The 2,803-nt window shown below is 65.9% G+C and carries 2 protein-coding genes and 1 pseudogene; 1 reads left to right on the plus strand and 2 read right to left on the minus strand.

Annotation, left to right across the window (positions count from 1 at the left end; all coding sequences use genetic code 11):
* Positions 1-96: pseudogene (locus CCS01_RS35185) on the minus strand (IS5/IS1182 family transposase); the annotation flags it as partial.
* Between the two features lie 446 nt (positions 97-542).
* Here CCS01_RS35185 and CCS01_RS12750 point away from each other — a divergent pair.
* Positions 543-1,823, plus strand: a complete 1,281-nt coding sequence (locus tag CCS01_RS12750) for an IS701 family transposase (protein WP_158258365.1) — start codon at positions 543-545, stop codon at positions 1,821-1,823.
* Between the two features lie 319 nt (positions 1,824-2,142).
* Here the strand turns inward: CCS01_RS12750 and CCS01_RS12755 are convergent, their stop codons facing one another.
* Positions 2,143-2,541, minus strand: a complete 399-nt coding sequence (locus CCS01_RS12755; RefSeq protein ID WP_104519201.1) for an LPD7 domain-containing protein — start codon at positions 2,539-2,541, stop codon at positions 2,143-2,145.
* Positions 2,542-2,803: the final 262 nt, after the last annotated feature.

Consider the following 2,803-nt stretch of genomic DNA (forward strand, 5'->3'; position numbering starts at 1 on the left):
GTTGTTCGCAGCGGTCACGCCAACGGACCCCGGACGGCCCGGCAAATGGTCCTTGATCCGCTCCCACTGGTCGTCGCGCAAGGCATGTCGATGCATCGGTCAGCCTCTCCAAAGCTGACTGCCTATGCATCGAAGAACCGGGGCTGCTGGAATCGGGAAGCCGCTTGTTGATCAACGATTCCGCCGCACTGTTGCAGCCCAGACTCACTCGGCTGGCTCCAATTGACGACACGCCCTAGTTTGACAAAGTCACGCTACCCGCAATGTTCCTTTCCGAACCTGAGACCACAGATCGGGCCGACCGTGCGCGCCCCCGACCAAACCGCCTGCGGCCCTTGACGTTTGAAGCACAGGCTTGAGTGACTGGCACGCCAGGCCATCCGGAACTGGGAGGGCGAAGTGAGAGCATCAATTCGTCGGGTGACCGTATGTGCCGATGACCGCTGACCGGATCAGCCGTCGATCGCATCGCCGATGCGTTCCTGGGCTTCATCGAGCGTTACGGCCGGTTCTTCCGCAGCCGCGGGCATGACAACGCGCCGGTGGCGCAGCGCTACCTGCATGGCCTCGCGCAGGCGGAGGCGGCCACGTTCGCCGCGATGGCCGCCGTGGTTGAGAACGGCTGCGCGCAGCAGTTCCAGCACTTCATCAGCCACGCGCCGTGGCGGCATGAGCCGGTCATCGACCAGATCGGCCGCGACGCCGATCGGCTGCTCGGTGGCAAGCCGGACAGCGCGCTGCTCATCGACGAGAGCAGCTTCGTCAAGCAGGGCGACCGCTCGGTTGGCGTGGCCCGGCAGTGGTGTGGGCGTCTGGGCAAGGTGGACAACTGTCAGGTGGCGGTGTTCGCGGTGCTGACCGACGGCGCGCGGCACACGCCGGTCGACATGCGGCTCTACCTGCCGCAGGGCTGGATCAAGGACCCGGCCCGCTGCGACCGGGCCGAGATCCCAATCGAGGCGCGCACGATGCGCACCAAGACGGAACTTGCGCTCGAGATGGTACGGGCGACGCGGGCGCGGGGGATGCGGTTCGGCTGGGTCGGGGTGGACGGCGGCTACGGCAAGGAGCCTGCCTTCCTGCGCGCGCTCGACGACCTGGGCGAGGTCTTCGTCGCCGATGTTCATGCCACGCAGCGGGTGTGGACCAAACCGCCGGGGCTGCACGTTCCGGCGCCGAAAGCCAAAGGACGTACGCCAGGCAAGCTGCAAGCCGCCGTGGACAACATCACGGTGGAAAAGCTGGTCGCAGGGTTCGGCGCGGATGACTGGACCCGCGGCACCCTGCGCGACAGCACGCGCGGCCCGTTGCGGGTCGACATCGCGCACCGGCGGGTCTGGGTGTGGGACGGCGAGGAAGCGGCGGCGCGGTGCTGGCATCTGGTGGTCCGCCGCGAGATAGCGGCGCCGAAGACGATCAAATACAGCCTGTCCAACGCGCCAGCCGAGACCTCGCTGCAACGCCTGGCGCAGATGCAGGGCGGGCGCTACTGGGTCGAGCGCGCCTTCGAGGATGCCAAGGGCGAATGCGGCCTGGCTGATTACCAGGCGGTGGGCTGGCGGGCCTGGCACCACCACGTCACCATGGTGATGCTGGCCATGCTGTTCATCGTCGAGCAGCGGGTGGCGCATCAGCCAGGCCTGGCGTTGCTGACACCGCGCGACATCGTCGAAATGCTGAAGGAGACGCTGCCACACAAGCCACAGGGCAAGCAGGCGTTGGTCAACCAGATCAATCAGCGTCACGCCCGCAGACGCAGTGCGATCGAGTCCCGCCACCGCGCGCAACGCAATCCTGCTGGCCGCGCGCGGTCGCCACCATGAGTGAACCTACGGCCGGAGCGGCGTTGGCGATCGGCGGCATCGCTGCGTTCGTGGCAGGTAGCATCGGTGTAGCGGAAAGACGTTGCGAGTAGCGTGACTTTGTCAAATTAGTTGCACCGGCCCGAGCCAGCCATCGGAAGCGAGTCCGTCTCAAAAAAGCAACGCCACAAATGCCCGTACAAGGGCAAAATCGCCCTTCGGGGTGTTAGATATCGTTTGGGCCCTTCCCCCTCCAGAATCGCCGGAAAATCGTTTTGACCGGCAATGACGCGGATGCGGCCAAATCTGGTGACACCTGAGGATGCTTACCGCGGCTGGATCACCGTCTTCGAGCCGGACTGGCCGGAGGACGGGACGCTTCGCTGGCGGCCTGGGTCAGGAGCGTCGCCACCTCCTCCGCGGGCAGCGGCGGATCAACAATCTTAATCCCCGCCGCAAGCAGCGCGCGTGCAGCCGCCACGCGGAACGCCTCGGAGCCATGCACCGCGGCGGATAGCCAGCCGTGTCGCTGAGCGCATGCGACCATCAGCGCAATCGCGTTGCTGTCGGGCTCGCCGAGCGCCACGACCTCATCACGGCGGTCAATGATCTGCGTGCCGGTGCGGAGCGTCAGCACCAGTGCTGCGTCCGCCGCCCGCCACTCGACCTTGACGATATGGATCCCGACGCTCTCCGGCACCCACGCCAGATCGGCGGCATGTCGAACCTGGCGTGCCATCCAGCGCTGCCGCTCGGTGTCGGCAGGCAGGGCAGGATCGGTACAACGAATGCCGAACGAATCATCGCGTAGTGATGGCCGCGGCTGCGTCTGGTCCTGACGCGCTAAGGTGGCCCCCGAAAACTGGACAGGGTGTTAAGAGAGAGTCTTCCCTTGGAACGGCGGTTGAGCCGGAGGTGAGACTTGTCGACGACACGGAAGAAACACAACGCGGAGTTCAAGGCGAAAGTGGCGCTGGCGGCGATCCGGGAGGATGGCACAG

Source organism: Rhodopila globiformis (genome assembly GCF_002937115.1).
Taxonomy (GTDB): domain Bacteria; phylum Pseudomonadota; class Alphaproteobacteria; order Acetobacterales; family Acetobacteraceae; genus Rhodopila; species Rhodopila globiformis.

What these genes read in the sequence shown, in the direction of transcription:
- CCS01_RS12755 (WP_104519201.1), bottom strand. Translation starts at nt 2,541, where the DNA reads ATGGCACGCCAGGTTCGACATGCCGCCGATCTGGCGTGGGTGCCGGAG.